The following is a 17,413-nucleotide window of genomic DNA, read 5'->3' as shown; positions in this document are numbered from 1 at the left end:
CTGACCCAACGTTTTCGCCAGCAAGCCGACTCTCACAAAATCGCATTTCAAATAGCACTACACGGTGTATTCACTACCGCTGCACATCACTCGGCCGGACGCAACTTACGCACGTCATCATCGGAAGGCAGCAGGGTGTCGCCCGGCTTGAAGGTGTAATCCACCATCACGCCCGCACCGTCCTTCACCGCCAGCTTGCCGACGTACAGACCCCAGGTCGCCTGGTGGTCGATCTTGCGGTATTCCAGCGGGCCGTCCGGGGTGTTGACCTTCAGGCCGCTGAACGCATCGACCAACGACTCGGAGTCCGTCTTGCCGCCCGCCGCCTTGATCCCGGCCGCGATGGACTGGATCGCCGAATAGCCGATGTCCGAGCCGAAGCGCAGGTTCTCGGTGCCGTATTTGGCGTGATACGCCGCAACGAAGGCTTTGTGCGCCGGGGTGTCGATGCTGTACCAGGGGTAACCCGTGACGGTCCAGTTCGGCGGAATCTCGTCCTTCAACGGTTCCAGGTATTCCGGCTGACCGGTGATGATGCTCAGCACCGGCAGTTGCTCGCCAAAGAAGCTGCGGGTGGTGCCTTCGCGAATGAACTTCGCCAGGTCAGCCCCGAACAATGCGTTGAACAGCGCATCCGGTTTCGAGTCCACCAGCGCCTGCACCACGCTGCCCGCATCGACTTTACCGAACGGCGGGGCCTGCTCGGTCACGAATTCCACATCGGGTTGACGCGCCTTGAGCAAGGTCTTGAACGCGCTGGCGGCCGCAGTGCCGAACTCGTAGTTGGGGTACACCAGCGCCCAGCGTTTCTTGTGCAGCTTGACGGCTTCGTCCACCAGCGCCGAGGTCAGCATGTAAGTCGAGGCGTCGAGGCGATACGTGTAGCGGTTGCCCGCGCTCCAGACGATGTTGTCGCTGAGGGCTTCGGTGATCAGCACGAAACGTTTTTTCTGCTTGGCGTAGTCCGACAGCGCGGTGCCGATGTGGGCGTAGAACGCACCGGCCAGCACATCGACATGCTCGCGGTTGATCAGGTCTTCGGCCTGACGGATCGCGTCGCCAGGGTTGGCATTGTCGTCGCGGGTGATCAGCTCCAGTTTCTTGCCGTTGACACCCCCTGCCGCGTTGATCTGTTCAACGGCCAGTTCCATGCCCTTCTTGTAGCCATCGGTGAACACTGGCTGGGATTTGTAGCTGTTGATGTCGCCGATCTTGATGGTGTCCGCCGACCAGGCGGCGCCGCTGACGATCAAGGCGATCACGCCCGCCAACAGGTTCGATTTTGTGAAACGTGCACGCATGTTCATGGTGTTCTCCAAGCTGATCAGGTGAAAGGCTTGCACAGCATTAGGGCGTTCCAGGCTCGGACCACCGTTATTAAACGGGCAGTTAATTAAATAGCAACGCGTGTGCCAGATTGGCTTGTTGTAGGGTCAGGCGTCGTCCAGCAGCGCCAGCGCTTCGGTCATCGGCTTGACCACGGCGTACTTCTGCGCCAGGTCGAACAGGTTGGCGTCATGGGGCCCGATGGCCCGATCGCCCACGCAATCACTGACCACCAGGGGCCGGAATCCGTGGTTCAGCGCGTCGAGCACACTCGCCCGCACGCACCCACTGGTGACCGCGCCGGCCACCAACAGCGTGCGCACGCCCCTGAACGTCAGCCATGCGGCGAGATCGGTGCCGAAGAATGCCGACGGCAGGGTTTTGCGCACCACCAACTCGCCTGCCACGGGGGTCAGCTGCGCCACAATGGCGCTGCGGGGTGCGTGTTCGGTCAGCGTCAGCATCGACGGCACTTTGAGCGAGAACACGTTGGCGTCCGCCCCGTCGTCGGCGAAGACGATCCGCGAATGGGCAACCGGCCAGTCCTGTGCCCGTGCGTGGGCCAGCAACTGTTCGGTCTGCGCGATGGCCTGGGGGATGTTGCCGCCGCCAAAAATCTCGGGGTCGGCAAAGCCTTCCACCAGATCGACGATCAGCAACGCGTAAGGCGCGGGCAATGCCATATCGGCACCGAAGCCCTGACGTTGGTAGCTTTCTAGATCGTTGCTCATCACAGCGGCTCCTCGTTGATCACCTTGCCTGCCTCGACCACCACCCGGTCATCCAGTGAAACCGTGCAGCCGCGCAGGGGAATGTCGATGTGACACGCCGTCGTCCGCGACCCGCCCGCTTCGTTGTTCGGCCCGAGTGAAAACAGGAAATTGCCTTCATACGCCCGCGCGTCCATGCCGATGTGCGCCTCGCGATCCAGCAGCCCCAGCGTTGACCAGCGCGCCCGGGGTTGCAGCCCCCAGCCGATGTGAGAAATGGCGTAGGCCTCCGGGTCGGCGAAGCTTTCCATGTAATCGCGCAGCAATGCCGCGTCGACGCCGCCTTCGATGCCCGTGGCGTAGCCAGCCTCGACGGTCAGCACGATGGGGTTCTGCACATAACTTTTGTGCGGCAAGAGGATGTCGCCCCGGTCGATGACGATGGTGCCGCTGGCCTGCAATTCATTGGGCCAGGTCAGCACGAAGCCGCTCGGCCAGTGATCCCAGCGCCCCGGTGCATCGACGAAGCCGTATTCGCTGATCGCCGGAAACTCGCCCAGCGGACAGGACAGTGACGTTCCGGCAGGCGACGTGACGGTCATCCGGCTGGCCTGCTTGATCTTTGCCGCAGCGGCCATGACCCGCGTGCGATCCGCTTCGGTCGGCACCATGCGCGCAAGAATTTCCGGCGGCTCGACCGCCAGCAGGATCTTCGTGCCGCCAGCGAGAATGTCGTGCTGCTCGGGAGAGAACAGCAACGTCATCAGGTCCAGCACCAGGTCGCTGGCTTTCAGGGCGGCCATCGCTGGCTTGTTGCCGGTCAACGGCGTGGTGCCGAGATAGGCCAGCGGGTCGCGGCTTAGGGAGCGTTCGCCATTGACCGGGGCCAGGTCGAGACGGCTGATCACCGCGCCCAGCGACTGGCAGGCGATCTGTGCGGTGCGCAAGGTTTGCGGGTGGGTGTCGGCGCCCGTGAGGATCGTCACGGCCTGGCCCGCTTGCAACTTCGAGAGGCGCAACACCTGGGTCCAGGCCTCGATCATGGTGAAATCACTGACGGCCATGACGTGCGCCCTCCTCGCTCAATGCCGCGCCAAGAAAATCCCCCAGCGCGGCGTAGAAACCTTCCTCGTTGTCCCAGGGAATCATGTGACCGGCATCGGCGACGCGCACATGGGCCAGCGTTGGCAACAGCGCCTGGCATTCGGCGACGTCCTCGTCCTTGACCACCTCACCCCGCGCCGCCGTGACCAGCAACGCCGGGCAATCAATGGCGGCGATATTTTCCACCACCGCGTCTTTGTGAAAGCCATTGAAACTGGCGAGGATCGCCCGCTCGTCACAGGTGTGCAGCCACTGAGCACGCAAGGCCAATTGAGCCTCGGTCCAGGTGGGGCAAAAGGCGCGCATGTCGGCGGCGCTCATGCCGACCTTGGCCTGGCGAATTGAATCGATGTACCACGGCAGCTGTGCCGGATAAGGCCGACGCCCCGGCCCGGAAACAGGCGGGTCCACCAGCACCATCCGGGTCATGCCATCGGCGCCGGACGCCTTGGCCCTCAAGGCGATTCGCGCACCCATCGAGTGACCGACCACGCTGTAACGCTTGAAGCCCAGCGCGTCGGCGAACGCGACCAGATCCGCCGCTTGGGCGTCGAGGCTGTAATCCAGCGCGTCACCGGATTCCGAAAGCCCGCGCCCACGCACGTCCAGCACATACGTGTCGAAGCGGCTGGCGAAGCGTTCGGCGACAAAGCCCCAGGTGACCGCCGGGCTGGTGATGCCCGGCACGATGATCACCGGGTCCAGCCCCTCGGCTGCACCCTCCGGCGGCCCGTAACGCAAATAATGCTGGCGAATCCCGTTGGCGTGCACGTGGCCGCCGTAGCGAAGATGACTCATGGCATGACCCCTTCCGTTATCGTTCTGTCCGATCTGCAATCGTTGGCTGCGCGACTGCAATCAGGCGGGGATTTTCTGCGCCAGTGGGAAACGGGTTTCGCAGTCCCGGGCGTCGTATTCGTAGACCCAGTTGGCCTGAATCCCCACGGCATTCGGGTTAAGCAACTGACGCCAGCGGTAGGCCATGTCGCGCTTGAGCTGCGACCACGCCGACGGCAAGTGATAGGTGCGCCCGCGCTCCCGTGCTTCCAGTTGAACCCGACTGGTGCGCGGCAGGCGTTCCAGTTCGTAGGCGCGCAGGGCCTGCTGCAATTGGCGCGGGCCGTGATACGCCAGGGACTGGGCCAGCACGTAACCGTCTTCGATGGCCATCGCCGCGCCTTGGGACAGAAACGGCAGCATCGGGTGCGCGGCGTCGCCCAACAGCGTGGCGTTGCCCTTGGACCAGGTCTTTATCGGATCGCGGTCGAACAGGCCCCATTTGAAGATCGCGTCGGGGTCGGTGCGCTTGAACAGCTCGATCAAGTTCGGGTGCCAGCCTTCGAACCCGGCGAGCAATTCCTGCTGCGTGCTCTTGGCGTTCCACGATTCCTCGACCCACGACGGGTTTTCGTTCACGGCGACGATGTTCACCATCGACCCGCCTTTCACGTAGTACGTCACGACGTGGCCTTTGGGCCCCATCCAGAAGCTGGAATCCGGGCTGACAAACGGCAGCGGGTGTTTATCGACGTTGACCAGCGCGCGCCAGCACATGTGGCCGGTGTAGTTCGCGGCCTCTTCGCCCCACAACTGCTCGCGAATCACCGAACGCACGCCATCGGCGCCGACGATCAAGTCCGCCTCGAACTCCAACCCGTCGGCGAATTTCGCCACAGCGGTGTTACCCAGTTGCTGCAAACCGACACAGTGGGCGCCGAAGGTGGCTTGCCCCGGCTTGATGTCGCTCGCCAGCGCGGCATGAAGATCGGCCCGGTGCACGTGATAGAACGGCGCGCCGTACAGCGCCGGGCAGGATTCTTTAAGCGGCGTGCGAAACAGTTCGCGGGCGGTTTTCCAGTTGCGGCCGACCATCGCGTCGGGCAGAAAACCGATCGTTTTCAGTTGATTGTCCAGCCCCAGTTCACTCAGCACCTTGACCGCGTTGGGGGTCATCTGCACGCCCGCGCCGACTTCGCCAAACATCGGCGCGCGCTCGAAAATCCGCGCTTCGATGCCACGCTGTTCGAGGGCTCGGGCCAAGGTGACGCCGCCGATACCGGCGCCGATGATGCCGACTCGCAATGCTCTGTCCACGGGTGTTCCTCCTGCAGCGCGAGGGTGTTTCGCGCTGGCCTCTTGTAATAATTGATCAACCAATTAATTAACCGGCGAAAAAATCGCCGGGCATTCCAGCGCTACAGGTCAAGTACCAGGCTGTCGCCAACGCCGCGCGAGCAGCAAATCATCATGCTTGCGCTGCGCTCCCGCTGCTTGGGGGTCAGCACCGTGTCGCGGTGTTCAACGTGTCCGCCAAGCACCTTGACTTCACAGGCGCCGCACACCCCTTCTTCGCAGGAGTACGCCACATCCACCCCGGCCGCTTCGCAAACCTGCAACAGGCTCAGCTCGGCGGGTACGGTCAGCGTCAGCCCCGAGCGTTGCAGGCGTACCCGGAAACTGTCGCCGGGTTGCAGCGCATCCGTCGTCGCGCTGAAACGCTCGCGATGGGTGTTGGCTTCCGGTCGGTCCAGCGTCAGTTGGTCAAACTCGTCGACCATGCCCTGCGGCCCGCAGCAATACAGCTGGGCGCTCTGGGGCAAGGTCGCGATCACGTCCTTCAGCCGAGGTGGCGCAGCCCCGCCGCAACGGGTGTGAAACAGCTGCACGCCGTCCCTCTCGTGACACAACGCTTCATGGAACAGCATGTGCTGCGCGCTGGCCGCCCAGTAATACAGAAACACCGTGCGCCCGCTGGCCTTTAACTGCCGGTACATCGAGATGATCGGCGTGATGCCGATGCCGCCCGCAAACAGGTGAAACGCTTCGTCGCTGGGCATCAGCGGGAAGTGATTGCGCGGCGCCGACACCTCGTACGTCGCGCCCACCACCGATTCGAAATGCAGCTTGCGCGAACCGCCCTTCCCCACCTCAGCCAGTTGCACCGCGATCCGGTACTGGCTTGGCTCGGTTGCCGGCCACAGCAAGGAATACTGGCGCAGCAGGTCCGGGGCCATCGCCACGTCCACGTGAGCACCCGGCTCGTACGGCGGCAGCGGTTGCCCGTCGAGGGATTCGAAGGTGTAAAGGTTGATGCCCGGCGCGCCGTATTCGATGGCGCGCAGACGCACGCTCAACAAGCCGTCAGATAACGCCATATTGGATGCCCTTGTTGCGCAACCAGGTGCGGTAGCGCTGGCCCATGAGGTCGGTGCGGTGGTGCAGTTCGTAACGCAGCTCGGTGGGGATGCGCTCCGGACGCTGGGTTTCGACGATGTCGCGGTCCTGGCCAAACACCACGTCGGCGCGGGCGCGCACGGCGTCGGCATCCGGTCGCGGGTTGACGTCCATGGCGGCGCACACCCGCACGATGCAATTCACCGCATCCAGCGGCTGCACGGTGAACAGTGTCGCGAAGGTGTCGGACTTATCGCTGATGACATTGCCTTCGGCGTCGGAGTCCTGGGTGCGTTTGGAGAAGTAACCCACCAGCGGACGGAACGCGTGGTAGGTGTAGAACGCCACCAGCGGCTTGCCCCGCGCATCGCCCCATGGCTGGAACACACGCACTTCGGAAGAACGCAGGCCGGTGTCGACCTCCTCCACGGTGTACGGCTCCAGACGATCGGGTTTGTCCATCACGCCATTGAGGCCGGCGTGCACGAACGGAAAGTGCGACGCGTCGATGAAGTTCTCTACCGCACGGAAACCGTTGGCGGCGTAAGGGTACGGGCCGCTGTGCACCTTCATGAACACGTCGTTGTCCCACTCCGGGAACACCGGAATGTCCGAAGCGGGTTCGCCCAGACAGGTCCAGACAAAACCGTAACGCTCCACCGCCGGGTACGGAAAGGCGCGGGCTTTCTTCATCGGTTTTTCGTCCGGCGCGGCAGGCATCAAGGTGCAGGCGCCGCTGCCGTTGTATTCCCAGCCGTGGTACGGGCATACCACGGAGTCGTTCTTGATCCAGCCTTTGGACAGACGCGCGCCACGGTGGATGCACAGGTCTTCCCAGACGTGAATCTGGTTGTCGGCGCTGCGCCAGACAATCAGCTCGCGCTCCAGCAAGCGCACGGGATAGATCGTGCCTTCGACAAAATCGGTGCTGTAGCCCACGACGTGCCAGTCATTGAGCAGGACCGGGTCCTGGCACCCGTCTGCGGCGGTGACCGGTTGATGAGAGGAAACGGCAATCAGGTTCATCACGACTCCTTTGCTTTTCTGGGTGTAACCACTCAAAAGCTGTAATTAATTAATCAACCTTTTAATTAATAGATAGCAGAAGCTGTGCCAATTGCAAAAAAATGCGACAACCAACTGATTTTTATGGATTTTCTATTTAAGCCGTCGATTCGTCGCCGTTACGTCTCGCACCCGTTTGGGGAGCCGCTCCCCAATCTGGTGCCGTTTTACCCACGTGTTACCCGTTACGCCGACATCCCGCCCACCACGAAACTGGTGACCTGCTGAATCAGCGATTGCCAGTCTTCGGGGTTGTATTGCCCGTCCGGCAGCCGCTCTTCCATGCGATGGCTGTCGGAGAACGCATATAAGTAGGTGCCCACCATCAAGGTGATGCGCCAGTTGGCGTCCAGATCGCTCAACCCCGGCACGGCGTCTTTCAAGGCATCAACGTAACGTTGCGTGGACGTGCCATAGGCTTTGTCCCGCAACGCGTAGGAAATATTAGGCGGCTCAGTGTGAAGGCGCGCCTGTAAACGAAGGAAATGGCGCCCCTGGACGGAAGTCCTCAACACTACGGTCGGCAACAGGAACGCCTCGACAATCGCCCGCGCCCCCGGTACCTGGCCCTGGGCTTGTAGCGTGTCGAGGTTTTTCAGGCGCTCATCGGAGATCGCGCTGCCGCGTCGCAGGAACACTTCTTCGAACAGGCCGTATTTGGAACCGAAGTAATAGCTGATCAACGCCTGGGTGACGTTGGCGTGTTGGGACACTTCGCGCATGGTGGTGCCGGCGTAGCCCAGGTTGGCGAACAGCTCCTCGGCGGCGTCCAGAATCACATCGCGCAGATTGCTAGCGCCTTCGGGGCGTCCTGGCCCTTTTCTGCTGGTCTTGACCTTCCCTTCGGGAGAAGCGGCCTTGCCACGACGGCCAATGATTGTCTGCATGGGTGCGGGTTACCTTGAGCGGCCGAATTTGATGTCGGGAGAGGCCCATTGAAGCCTCTGAAAACCTGAGCCCACAAATTAATTGATTAGCTCTTTAATTCCTAGCAGCGATCATGCCAGTGGCTCGTTCACGCCCCGGACAAGCGACTCACGCTGGTAATCCGACCGTTCCAGATCATTTCGTAATGCGCGCTTTGGTGGATCGAGGCCACATGCCGAGGCGTGAGCAGCCCCCAACACACATTGCCCGGCGAGCGCACCGAGTGATAACGCAGCCCTGCCACGCCCTTGTGTTTGAGGGCCGCACCCAAGGCACGAGACGCGCTGTAATCGTCGGGGGCGTAAATGGGATGTGACGACGCAAGCACGGTGGCATCGACGCTGCCGACTTCCCGAAAACGGCAGGACAGGCTGCGGAATACGAAACGCTCGTAGTTGAGCTGGCTGACTCGGGACCAATACTGCTGCTGGTGATGCCGCACTTCTGCGACGGCGGTTTCGACAGTGTCTGCCAGATACAACACCCCAAACTCACCCGCGCTGAAGCGCGAACCGTCGGCATTGACGTGGGTGAACGGCGCGGTGGCGTAGGAGCAGCCGGGAATGCCGAAGGGGATGTCCTGACGGGGAATCAGCTCCAGTCTGCCGACCTCATTCAACAGCCGGGGATTGGTCATGGCCTGGAACTGAAACAGGGTATCGAACTCCTCCGCATCGGCCACGTCGTTGAACAGGTCGATGGGCGGGTATTTAGAGTTGACCAGTCGGTGGGCGAGCCGTTTTTCATCCGGCAGAACAGGCAAGTCGTCCGGATTCACCATTGGGCGCCCCGCAGGGCGTCGATCCGGCGGAAGGTTTCGTAGAGGGAAATCATGTCGCCCTGAGCCATCACGTCCAGTGGCTTGCGGCCGTTGAAGAACGCGTTATCGTTGTCCATGGACGGAAAGCCGTAGACGTTGTCCGGGTTGTCGAAGAGGGTGCGCAGCGCGGCGTGAATGTTCAGCACGAAACTGATGCGCTGCATCTGGTCGAGGTCCAGCGCCACCGACCAATCAGCGTCGTCCTGCCGGGCTCGGGTGTAGGTGCTGCGGGAAATGCGCAGCATGCGACAGGCCTGATCGCCGGAGGCCTTCCATTTGTCGAGAATCCGCAAAGCCGTGCGCAGGCCCACCACGCCTTGAGATCGGGAAAGTTGCGGTTGTTGCAGCGCCACAGTCATCACAGTGCCCTCTTGATCTGTAGACGCCAATTTATACCTATTGCGTCTACAGATGCAAATCGTGCCGAAACTGTCCGATGAACGTTCGAGGTTTCAAGGCCGCTACGCGCCCCGCTGCCTGACGAGTCCTTCAAGGGTAAAACGGGCCTGAGTCAGCACCACGTCTCGCACCAACTCCATTTCTTGCTGATCGATGGCGGTCCAGTTCAGCGCTTCCAGCAACTTGGGTTTCTGCACCCGGAACGCCAGCCCCTGGGTGAACAGCGCCATGGAATGAATGATCGTGCGCTCATCATCAACGGCCAGCCCGGACAGGCGGGCGATCAGTTGCCGGATGACCACGCCGATGCGTTTCTTGAAGCGGTCCTCGAACGCATTTGTCGCGACCTCGGGGCACAGCCCGGCCTGATGCCGGTCGAGAAACGCACGCCAGGCCGTGGTTTGCGGGCTGTCTTGGATCGTCGAAACCACCGCACTCAGAATCCCCAGCGACACCTCGATCAGCGCCGGGTCACCCGACGTTTCGTCGGCCAGCACCGTTTCGGCCGCCTCGACCGGAGCGCCCATCTTGCCCCACAGCAGCGTGATCAAATGCTCGACGCAGGCGAGATAAACGCCCTCCTTGCCATCGAAGTAATACTGCAAGGCCGGGGAATTCAGGCCTGCTGCGGTGGCGATGTCACGGGTCGAGGCGCCGTCGTAACCACGCTCGCCAAACACCGCGACGGCGGCTTCGATCAGGCGGGCGCGGGTCTCTTCACCCCGTTGATAGCCCCCTTCGGCGGCAGGTTTGTGTCGTGCCATGTGCTGCTCCTTTTCAGTGACCGCCAAAATATACCGATTGACAAAAAATGGCGAAGAAACGAATTTATATCACCTGATACAAATTCGGAGTTGACCTGATGTCCGCTGCACAACCTACCCCTCAGGTCGCCCCTGAAGAAACCGCCAATGGCCAGCGTGGCAAAGCCCGACGCATTCTCCTGACCCTGGGCACCGTCGCCCTGCTGCTCGCCGTGGGCTGGGGCGTGTGGTGGTGGCTGCATGGACGCTTCATCGAAACCACTGACGACGCTTATTTGCAGGCCGACAGCATCAGCGTCGCGCCGAAGATCAGCGGCTACGTCGGCGAAGTGCTGGTGGCCGACAATCAGCCCGTCAAGCGCGGCGACATTCTGGTTCGGCTCGACGCGCGCAAATACCAGGCGGTGAGCGACGAAGCCTCGGCCACTATCGCGGCGCGCACAGCAGACCTGGCCAAGGCCGAAGCCGATCTGGTGCAACAGGACTCGACCATCGCCGAGGCCCAGGCCCAATTGCAAGGCGCGCAAGCCGATGCCAGACACGCACAAACCGAGGCCGCCCGTTATGCGCCGCTGGCCCGATCCGGGGCCGAGCCGGAAGAACGCCTCGCACAACTGAACAATGAACTCGCTCAGGCCCGCAGCAACGTCGCCGCCAAGCAGGCCGCCTTGCGCTCCAGCCAGACCCGCTACGGCACGCTGCAAGCTCAACTCAAACAGGCCCAGGCGCAATTGGACGTGGCCAAGGCCAGCGAGGCGCAAAGTCAGCTGGACGTGGAAGACGCAGTGATCCGCAGCCCGCTGGACGGCCGCGTCGCCGACCGGGGCGTGCGGGTCGGTCAGTACGTCCAGCCCGGCACGCGGTTGCTGACCGTGGTCCCTGTGAATGCGATTTACCTGACCGCCAATTACAAGGAAACCCAGATTGGCGAGATGCGCGCCGGTCAGAACGTGGTCGTGCACGTCGACGCCCTGCCAGGTCGCGACCTGCAAGGCCACATTGACAGCCTCGCCCCCGGCACCGGCGCCCAGTTCGCGCTATTGCCGCCGTCCAACGCCACCGGCAATTTCACCAAGATCGTGCAACGGGTGCCGGTGCGGATCGCGCTGGACGTGACCGATGACGTGCGCCCTGCCCTCGTGCCCGGCCTGTCCGCGACGGTGGACGTGGACATTCGCACCGCCAAGGCAGACGCCCATCATGGCTGATGCCGCATCCCTCCCGGGCAACGTCGAGACACCCCGCAACGCCTCGCTGACCGACTGGATCGCCGTGGCGGCCGGTTCGTTGGGGGCGTTGCTGGCAACGCTGGACATCTCGATCACCAATTCGGCGCTGCCGCAGATTCAGGGGCAGATCGGCGCCACCGGTACGGAAGGCACCTGGATCGCCACCGGTTACCTGATGTCGGAAATCGTCATGATCCCCCTCGCCGCCTGGCTGACCCGCGTGTTCGGCCTGCGGCGTTTTCTGATCGGCACGGCGCTGATGTTCACCTTTTTCTCGCTGTTCTGCGGCCTGTCATCGAGCCTTGGCGCGATGATCGCCGGACGCATCGGCCAGGGTTTCGCCGGGGGCGCGATGATTCCCACGGCGCAGACCATCGTCCGTACCCGCCTGCCGCCGCATCAATTGGCGATTGGCACCACGTTGTTCGGCATGACCGCGATTCTCGGTCCGTTGATGGGGCCGGTGGTGGGCGGCTGGCTCACGGAAAACATCAATTGGCGTTGGTGCTTCTTTCTCAACCTGCCCATCAGCATCGCACTGATCACCCTGCTGCTGACCGGTCTGCCCAGCGAGCGCATGAACCTGGAACGCTTCATCAAGGCCGACTGGCTGGGCATCATCGGCCTGGCGATGGGGCTGAGTTCGCTGACCGTGGTGCTGGAGGAAGGCCAGCGTGAGCACTGGTTCGACTCGCTGCTGATCGTCTGGCTGAGCCTTGCCACGCTGCTGGGTTTCTTTTTGATCGCGGTGGGCCAGGTCCGCTCCAGTACGCCGATCCTGCGTCTGCAACTGGTGCTCAACAGCAGCTTCGGCAGTGTCTTGCTGATCGCCACGGCGGTGGGCGCCGGACTGTACGGCACGGCGTATCTGGTGCCGCAATTCCTCGGCATCCTCTCGGGCTACAACGCCGAGCAGTCGGGTTCGATCATGCTGCTGTCAGGCATTCCGGCGTTCTTCCTGATGCCGATCCTGCCGAAGATGCTGGGGCGCTACGACCTGCGGCTGATGGTCGGCGCCGGGCTGCTGCTGTATTGGGCCAGCTGTTTTCTCGACACCGAACTGACGGTTCAGAGCGTGGGCCACGACTTCACCCTGTCGCAGTTGCTCCGAGGGTTCGGCCAGATTCTGGTGATGCTGCCGTTGAGCCAACTGTCGATGCGTTCGGTCGAGGCCAAAGACGCGGGCGACGCCGCCGGGCTCTACAACATGTCACGCAACCTCGGCGGCACCCTCGGACTGGCGCTGCTCGGTGTGTTGATGGACCGACGCAGTCACTACCACGACGACGTGCTGCGCGAAGGCATTCTTGCCAACAGCCAACTGGCGCAGGACCACATGGCCAGTGACACCGCCCGCTTTCTGGCCCAGACCGGCGACCCGTCCACCGCCCAACTCCAGGCCTTCGCGCAACTGGGCAGCGACATTGCGCAGCAGGCGTCGGTGCTGGCCTACAACGATGCTTTTTATGTGCTGGGGATGGCCATGCTGGCGTGCTTCCCCCTGATCTTCATCCTGAAAAAGCGCGCCGCGCAGGCAGGTCCACGATAATGATTCCCCGTTCATTCCCCCTCCTGCTGCTGTCCGCCGCGCTGTTGTCGGCCTGCACCGTCGGCCCGGATTATCACGGCGCACCGAACGTGGCGCCGAAAACCCTGGCGGCCGGTCAACTCCCCCACGCGGACACCCACGCCGCCCGGGAGCCCGCTGTCGCCCAGTGGTGGCAGTCGCTCGGGGATACGCAGCTCAATGCGCTGATCAGTCAGGCGATGCAAAACAGCCCCGACATCGCCACGGCTCAGGCACGGCTGCGGCAATCTCGCGCCAGCCTCAAAGGCGCCGACGCCGAGTTGCTGCCCAAAGTCAGTGGTGATGCCGCGATGCTGAAACTGCGCTCTCCCGACACCTCTGTGTTGGGTGGGGACAATGGCGGCGGTGGTCGTGGGCCGCTGACGCTGTACCTCGCCGGGTTCGACGCCAGTTGGGAGGCCGACCTGTTCGGCGGCTCACGTCGCGCCATCGAAGCCGCCCAGGCCGAAGCCGAATCGTCACAGGCCCGGCTGGCGGATGCACAGGTGCAACTGGCGGCAGAGATCGTGCAAACCTATGCCGACCTTCGCGACCAACAGGCGCGTCTGGCGCTGGTCGAGGCCAGCGTGGCCATCGAAGATCAGGCACTGGACCTCACGCGGCAACGCCGCAGCCGGGGCGTGGCGTCGCAATTGCAACTGGAGCAAGTGTTGACCCAGGCCGACAACACCCGCGCCCAGCGTCTGCCGCTGCAAGCCTCGATTGTTGAATCGGTGGACCAGTTGGGTCTGTTGTGCGGGCTGGAGCCCGGCGAACTCGACGACAAGCTGAACACCGCGCAACCCATGCCGTCGATCCCCAGCCAAGTGCCGTTTGCCGAACCGGCGGCGATTCTCAAGGCGCGCCCTGACATCCGCGTGGCCGAACGCGCCCTCGCTTCCAGCAACGCACAGATCGGCGAAAAGAAAGCCGACTGGTTCCCGAAGCTCAGCCTGACCGGCGACCTGTCGTTCTCCGCCGCCGACCCTGGCCACCTCGCGCGCAAGGACAACGGCACGTGGCTGTTATTGCCGCGCCTGACCTGGAACATTCTGGATTTCGGGCGCGTGGCCGCCAGCGTCGAAGGCGCCGAAGCCGGGCACGACGAAGCGCTCGCGCAGTATAAAAGTGTGGTGTTGAGTGCCTTGCGGGATGCGGACGTGTCACTGGCGCGCTACGGCCACCAGCGGGAAAACGTCGTGCTGTTGCGCAACGTCGAGGCCTCCGCCGTACGCGCCGCCGACCTCACCCAGCAACGCTATCGCGCCGGCACCGCCAGCACATTGGATTGGCTCGACGCTGAACGGACCCGCTATCAGGCGCAGGAAAGCCGTATTTCCGGTGATGCAGCGCTGCTCAAGGATTTCGCCGCGCTGCACAAATCGCTGGGGCTCGGTTGGGTGCTGTAGACCGTAGCGGGTTGAATCACACGCAGTCTTTTGCGGCTTGGCCCACGCCTGACGACAACAGGCTACGTTCGTAGATGAACACCTTGCCGCCGTTGCCTGCCTTGTAGGCTTCGATCACGTTGTCCGCCGCCAGCGAGCTGGACATGGTGATCCGGTAGTGGCGCTGGGTCTGGGACAGCAACGGGCTCAGCGAATGACTTTGCAGCTTGGGCACCACACAGGCCGCGAACTGCTCCGGCGACTTGCTGGTTTGCAGGGTCAAGGTGGGTTCATTGGGCGCAGAAGCACAACCGGTCAACAAGGCGAAAGCCGTCAGGGCAATCGGAGCAAGGGTCAGACGCATGGGAGATTCCTGTCATTCGTGCTGCCCCGGCGGGCAGCTTTTCTAATGCAGGCCATTTTCCAGATCGGCCGTCATAACTGAACTTGTAATCCTTGATGCTGACTATCACCGTTAACGATAAACAGCCTGGCATCCGGTGAGCCATCTGCTCAGGAGATAACCCTCATCGCGCTATTTCGTTACGGCCTCCCGGCCCGTATCGCGTAGCTTGACGGGGTTTCCTTGACATCAGAAGGCGCCTGACAACGATGTGCAATCCTCATCTCAAGCGCCTTCCCCTGTCGCGTCATGACGGCTTATTTAAAGCTCACCGGACGCATCGCCTTGATGTTGACCTGCAACTCGAACACGTCGGGCCGCGAGTAATGGCCGCAGACATCGAAGTCCAGGTTGGATTTGTTCAGCATCGCCAGGTCGACGTCGGCGTACAGCTCGGTTTCGGTGTCGAACACCGGGCCCGCGAGCACTTCACCCATGGGGCTGACGATCATGCTGCCACCGCGCATGATGTAGTCGTCGGCGTTGAATTCCAGACCGAACGCCTCCTGATAGCTGTGCGGGTACTCGTTCAGCTTGATCGCCTGGCAGGCCGACAGCACGAACGCCCGCCCTTCCAGCGCGATGTGCACCATCGAACTGCTCCAGCCCTTACGGTCATCGGCGGTCGGTGCGCAATAGAACTGAGTGCCCTGGGCGTACATCGCCTGACGCAGCGCCGGCATGTAGTTTTCCCAGCAAATCACGTTGCCAATGATGCCAATCTCGGTGGGCACCGCCTCGATCGTCGAGCCGTCACCAAACCCCCAGATGATGCGTTCCTGGCCAGTGGGCATCAATTTGCGGTGATAGCTGGCAATGCCTTTGCCGGGCACGAACGTCACGGCGGTGCAGTACAGGGTCCGCCCGAAACGCTCGATGATGCCCATGACGACGATCACGTTCACCTCGGTCGCGCACTCGGCGATGATTGCCAGCTCGGGCCCGTCCAGCGCGACGGCGCCTTCGACGTATTCGTTGTAGAGGTCCCGGCCATCGATGGTGCGGTTACCGACGACGCTGCCGAAACTCTGACCTTTGGGATATCCCCCGATAAAGGCTTCCGGGAAGACCGCCAGCCGCGCGCCCTGGCTGGCGACGCGGTGCAAAATCTCACAGGCCTTTTCGGCGCTGGCCACGGGGGCGAACGGAACGGAAGACGCTTGTACAACGGCGATACGGGTCATGCTGTTCTCCTAGTACGCAGAAATGTTGTTGTCTTTGGTTTCTGGAAGGGTTACCAGCAGCACGGCAAAACACAGGGCCGACACTGCGGTGAGGTAAAGCGCGGGCATGTTGACGTCGCCGGTGGCCTTGATCAGCGCGGCAGCAATGAAAGGTCCGGGGCCTGCCAGCGTCGCCAACGCCAGGTTGTGGCCCAATGCGGCGCCGGTGGAACGAATGGAGGCCGGAAAGACTTCCACCAGCAACACCACGTCCATGACCGCCGTGATCGCCACCAGAATCGCGAACACCAGCAAGGCTGTGATGATCAGCGCGGTGCTGCCGCTGTTGAGCATCCAGAAGATCGGGTACGCCATGAGGGTCAGGCCCGCTGCGGAAAACAGCACCAGTTTGCGGCGGCCAATGGCGTCGCTGATGCGCCCAATGATCGGGTTGAGGATGCAATACACCACCAGCGCAATGCTGCACAGCCACAGCGCGGTGCTCTTCGGCAGGCCGACGGCGGTGACCAGGTGGTTGTTGGCGTAGGTGATGAAGTAATACAGCGACACCCCGAACAGCGCCGAAAACGCGTACGTGGTGATGAACGCCTTACGCTTGGCGGCGCGGGACGGCAGCGACACATGGGCAGACTGACGTTGCTTGACCAGTTCTTCGTAGACCGGGGTGTCGCCGAGTTTGCGGCGGATGAACACGGCGATGCCGGTCATGACGATCGACACCACGAATGGAACGCGCCAGCCCCAGGCGGCCAGTTGCGCGTCCGTCAGGTTCGAAGACAGCATCGCTGCCGTGAACGTGCCGACCAGAAACGCCAGCCCGGCGGTCCCGGTGATCACGCTGGCGGCCGTGGCCCTGCGGTGGCTTGGCGCGCTTTCGACGATGTAGATCCCGGCGCTCGACCACTCGCCGCCGACCATCATCCCTTGAATGAAGCGCAACGCGATCAACAGGATCGGCGCGGCGATGCCTATGGCCTCATACGAGGGCAACAGGCCGATGATCGTGGTGCAAATGCCCATGCCGAACACCGTCACAATCAACACGGCGCGACGACCCAGCCGGTCACCCAACGGCCCCAGCACCAGTGCGCCCAGCGGGCGGGACAGAAAGCCGACGGCGAACACGGCCAGGGACGACAGCAGCGAAACACCCGCTGCGGTAGAGGGAAAGAACAGCGCGCCGATGATCCCGGCGAAGTACCCGTAGATCGCAAAGTCGAACCATTCCATGAAATTGCCGATGCCGACGGCGATCGCCCGCTTGTTGATGTCGACCCGTTCCGTGTCGGACGTCGACGCTTCCCTTTGTGCCGAATGTTGTGCCACGCTCATTGGACTGCCCCTTTGGTTGGT

17 protein-coding genes are annotated in these 17,413 nt (G+C 62.6%); 3 read left to right on the top strand and 14 right to left on the bottom strand.

Annotated elements, in window-relative coordinates:
* Positions 1 to 86: 86 nt before the first annotated feature.
* The 11 genes from AAEO81_RS16010 to AAEO81_RS15960 all read right to left on the bottom strand — a co-directional run bounded on the left by AAEO81_RS16010 (position 87) and on the right by AAEO81_RS15960 (position 10,289).
* Entirely contained in the window at positions 87 to 1,307 is a 1,221-nt protein-coding gene (locus AAEO81_RS16010) for an ABC transporter substrate-binding protein (RefSeq protein WP_166594363.1), read from the bottom strand.
* Between the two features lie 126 nt (positions 1,308 to 1,433).
* The gene (locus tag AAEO81_RS16005; protein WP_341957709.1) at positions 1,434 to 2,057 is read right to left on the bottom strand and encodes an isochorismatase family protein; all 624 of its coding nucleotides are present in this window, start codon (positions 2,055 to 2,057) and stop codon (positions 1,434 to 1,436) included.
* Entirely contained in the window at positions 2,057 to 3,100 is a 1,044-nt protein-coding gene (locus AAEO81_RS16000; RefSeq protein WP_341957708.1) for a 2,5-dihydroxypyridine 5,6-dioxygenase, read from the bottom strand. The genes AAEO81_RS16005 and AAEO81_RS16000 overlap by 1 nt, the downstream gene beginning before the upstream one ends.
* Complete coding sequence (locus AAEO81_RS15995; protein ID WP_341957706.1) at positions 3,087 to 3,938, bottom strand: alpha/beta hydrolase; 852 nt, start codon at positions 3,936 to 3,938, stop codon at positions 3,087 to 3,089. Before AAEO81_RS15995 ends, AAEO81_RS16000 begins: the two co-directional genes overlap by 14 nt.
* A 60-nt stretch (positions 3,939 to 3,998) precedes the next feature.
* Positions 3,999 to 5,234, bottom strand: a complete 1,236-nt coding sequence (locus AAEO81_RS15990) for an FAD-dependent monooxygenase (RefSeq protein ID WP_341957704.1) — start codon at positions 5,232 to 5,234, stop codon at positions 3,999 to 4,001.
* 101 nt (positions 5,235 to 5,335) lie between these two features.
* On the bottom strand, positions 5,336 to 6,295 hold the full coding sequence (locus AAEO81_RS15985) for a PDR/VanB family oxidoreductase (protein ID WP_341957702.1): 960 nt from the start codon (positions 6,293 to 6,295) through the stop codon (positions 5,336 to 5,338).
* A complete protein-coding gene (locus AAEO81_RS15980; protein ID WP_166594357.1) occupies positions 6,282 to 7,340 on the bottom strand; it encodes an aromatic ring-hydroxylating dioxygenase subunit alpha in 1,059 nt (352 codons plus the stop codon). Before AAEO81_RS15980 ends, AAEO81_RS15985 begins: the two co-directional genes overlap by 14 nt.
* 224 nt (positions 7,341 to 7,564) lie before the next feature.
* Complete coding sequence (locus tag AAEO81_RS15975) at positions 7,565 to 8,266, bottom strand: TetR/AcrR family transcriptional regulator (protein WP_341957699.1); 702 nt, start codon at positions 8,264 to 8,266, stop codon at positions 7,565 to 7,567.
* A gap of 128 nt (positions 8,267 to 8,394) precedes the next feature.
* Entirely contained in the window at positions 8,395 to 9,087 is a 693-nt protein-coding gene (locus tag AAEO81_RS15970) for an RES family NAD+ phosphorylase (protein ID WP_341957697.1), read from the bottom strand.
* Positions 9,081 to 9,485, bottom strand: coding sequence for an antitoxin Xre-like helix-turn-helix domain-containing protein (locus AAEO81_RS15965; protein WP_341957696.1), 405 nt, complete (start codon positions 9,483 to 9,485; stop codon positions 9,081 to 9,083). The genes AAEO81_RS15970 and AAEO81_RS15965 overlap by 7 nt, the downstream gene beginning before the upstream one ends.
* Positions 9,486 to 9,587: 102 nt before the next feature.
* Positions 9,588 to 10,289, bottom strand: a complete 702-nt coding sequence (locus AAEO81_RS15960) for a CerR family C-terminal domain-containing protein (protein WP_341957695.1) — start codon at positions 10,287 to 10,289, stop codon at positions 9,588 to 9,590.
* Positions 10,290 to 10,387: 98 nt separating this feature from the next.
* Here AAEO81_RS15960 and AAEO81_RS15955 point away from each other — a divergent pair, with 98 nt between their 5' ends.
* The 3 genes from AAEO81_RS15955 to AAEO81_RS15945 are packed head-to-tail and all read left to right on the top strand — an operon-like array spanning position 10,388 to position 14,494.
* Positions 10,388 to 11,497 (top strand): HlyD family secretion protein, encoded by a 1,110-nt coding sequence (locus tag AAEO81_RS15955; RefSeq protein WP_341957693.1) that lies wholly within the window; start codon positions 10,388 to 10,390, stop codon positions 11,495 to 11,497.
* Positions 11,490 to 13,067, top strand: coding sequence for an MDR family MFS transporter (locus AAEO81_RS15950; protein WP_341957692.1), 1,578 nt, complete (start codon positions 11,490 to 11,492; stop codon positions 13,065 to 13,067). The genes AAEO81_RS15955 and AAEO81_RS15950 overlap by 8 nt, the downstream gene beginning before the upstream one ends.
* Positions 13,067 to 14,494 carry an efflux transporter outer membrane subunit gene (locus AAEO81_RS15945; RefSeq protein WP_341957690.1) on the top strand — a complete coding sequence of 476 codons (1,428 nt, stop codon included), beginning with the start codon at positions 13,067 to 13,069 and terminating at the stop codon, positions 14,492 to 14,494. The genes AAEO81_RS15950 and AAEO81_RS15945 overlap by 1 nt, the downstream gene beginning before the upstream one ends.
* Before the next feature lie 16 nt (positions 14,495 to 14,510).
* On the opposite strand, the gene AAEO81_RS15940 is transcribed toward AAEO81_RS15945, so the two are convergent.
* The 3 genes from AAEO81_RS15940 to AAEO81_RS15930 all read right to left on the bottom strand — a co-directional run bounded on the left by AAEO81_RS15940 (position 14,511) and on the right by AAEO81_RS15930 (position 17,392).
* On the bottom strand, positions 14,511 to 14,837 hold the full coding sequence (locus AAEO81_RS15940) for a hypothetical protein (RefSeq protein ID WP_341957689.1): 327 nt from the start codon (positions 14,835 to 14,837) through the stop codon (positions 14,511 to 14,513).
* 296 nt (positions 14,838 to 15,133) lie between these two features.
* Positions 15,134 to 16,060: a carbon-nitrogen hydrolase family protein gene (locus AAEO81_RS15935; RefSeq protein ID WP_341957687.1), complete on the bottom strand. Its 927-nt coding sequence runs from the start codon at positions 16,058 to 16,060 to the stop codon at positions 15,134 to 15,136.
* Between the two features lie 9 nt (positions 16,061 to 16,069).
* Complete coding sequence (locus AAEO81_RS15930; RefSeq protein ID WP_341957685.1) at positions 16,070 to 17,392, bottom strand: MFS transporter; 1,323 nt, start codon at positions 17,390 to 17,392, stop codon at positions 16,070 to 16,072.
* Between the last annotated feature and the right edge of the window lie 21 nt (positions 17,393 to 17,413).

This window comes from Pseudomonas sp. RC10, assembly GCF_038397775.1.
Classification (GTDB): domain Bacteria; phylum Pseudomonadota; class Gammaproteobacteria; order Pseudomonadales; family Pseudomonadaceae; genus Aquipseudomonas; species Aquipseudomonas bambusae.
Note: the sequence above shows the minus strand (reverse complement) of the source record. Positions and strands in the feature narration are given on the sequence as shown.